Origin of the sequence: Mycobacterium sp. E342 (genome assembly GCF_001667665.1) — a bacterium.
Classification (GTDB): Bacteria; Actinomycetota; Actinomycetes; order Mycobacteriales; family Mycobacteriaceae; genus Mycobacterium.
This window is the reverse complement of record NZ_LZJM01000143.1, coordinates 1-1,275: the sequence shown is the minus strand read 5'-3', so window position 1 is coordinate 1,275 and position 1,275 is coordinate 1. Positions and strand designations below refer to the sequence as shown.

1 protein-coding gene is annotated in these 1,275 nt (G+C 69.0%); it reads right to left on the bottom strand.

Features of this window, described 5'->3' with window-relative positions; genetic code table 11:
- Positions 1-3: 3 nt before the first annotated feature.
- A partial coding sequence (locus A5692_RS09370; RefSeq protein WP_068055007.1) for an HNH endonuclease signature motif containing protein occupies positions 4-1,275 on the bottom strand: 1,272 nt, incomplete at its 5' end.

Here is a 1,275-nt window from a genome sequence, read left to right as displayed (position 1 = left end):
GTGTCATCCGGGTTCGTCGTCGTCGGTGTCGCGGAGGAATCGCTCCGGGTGGTGGTAGGTGTTGGTGCGTGGTTGGCCGCGGTCCAGGTGGGGTGGGGGGATCCATTCGGTTTCGCCGCGGGCGTTGGTGCGGGTGGTCCAGCCTTGTTCGGCGAGTCGGTTGTCGGGGCCGCAGGCCAGGGTGAGGTCGTCGATGTCGGTGCGTCGGGTGGCTTGCCAGCCTGTGATGTGGTGGACCTGGCTGTGGTAGGCCGGGGCATCACATCCCGGCTTTGTGCACCCGCGATCCTTGGCGTAGAGCATGATTCGTTGGGCGGGTGAGGCCAGGCGTTTGGTGTGGTGCAGTGCCAGTGACCTGCCCTGGTCGAAGATGGCCAGGTAGTGGTGGGCGTGGGTGGCCCAGCGGATCACGTCGGACATGGGTACCAGGGTGCCGCCGGCGGTCAGCGCCTTGCCGGCGGCGGCCTCCAAGTCCTGCAAGGTGGTGGTGACCACGATCGACACCGGCAGCCCGTTGTGTGAACCCAATCGCCCGGAGGCCAGCAGTCCGCGCAGTGCGGCCAGGAAGGCGTCGTGGTTGCGTTGGGCGGGGCTGCGGGTGTCGCGGCGCACGGCGTCCTGATCGGGGGTGTCGTCGATCACCGGGGTTTCGTCGTCGGGGTTGCACACCCCGGGGGCGGCGAGTTTGGCCAGCATGGCCTCGATCGCGGCCCGCAGCTCCGGGGTGATCAGCCCGCTCAGCCGTGACATGCCGTCGCAGTCTTGTGCGCCCAGGGTGATGCCGCGTTTGCGAGCTCGTTCGGCGTCGCTGAATTCCCCGTCGGGGTGCAGCCAATCCATCACCCGCTGGGCGTATTTGGCCAGCTCGTCGGGGCGGTAGCCGGCGGCCTTGTCGGCCAGGTCGGCCTCGGCGGCTTGGCGGGTGAACACGTCGACCTCGGCCAGGAGGTGGGCGAAAAAGCTGCGGATCACCTTGACGTGCCCGTCGCCGATGAGCCCGGCGCGCTGCCCTGCGGCGGTCGCGGAAAGCCGCGGCGCCAACGGCTCACCGGTCAACGCGTGACGCTCGCCCAGATCGTGGGCGTCCTCGATGCGCCGGCCGGCCTCGGCTTTGGTGATGCGCAACCGATCAGCCAGCCCCACACGCAGCGAGCCACCCAATTGCTCGGGACTGGCTTGGGCGTCGAGTTGGTTGATCAACGCGTGCTGGGGTGTGCGTAATTGGCGGGCCACGCGTTCCACCCGCTCCAGGGCAGCCAACCGCTCCGGGGTGGT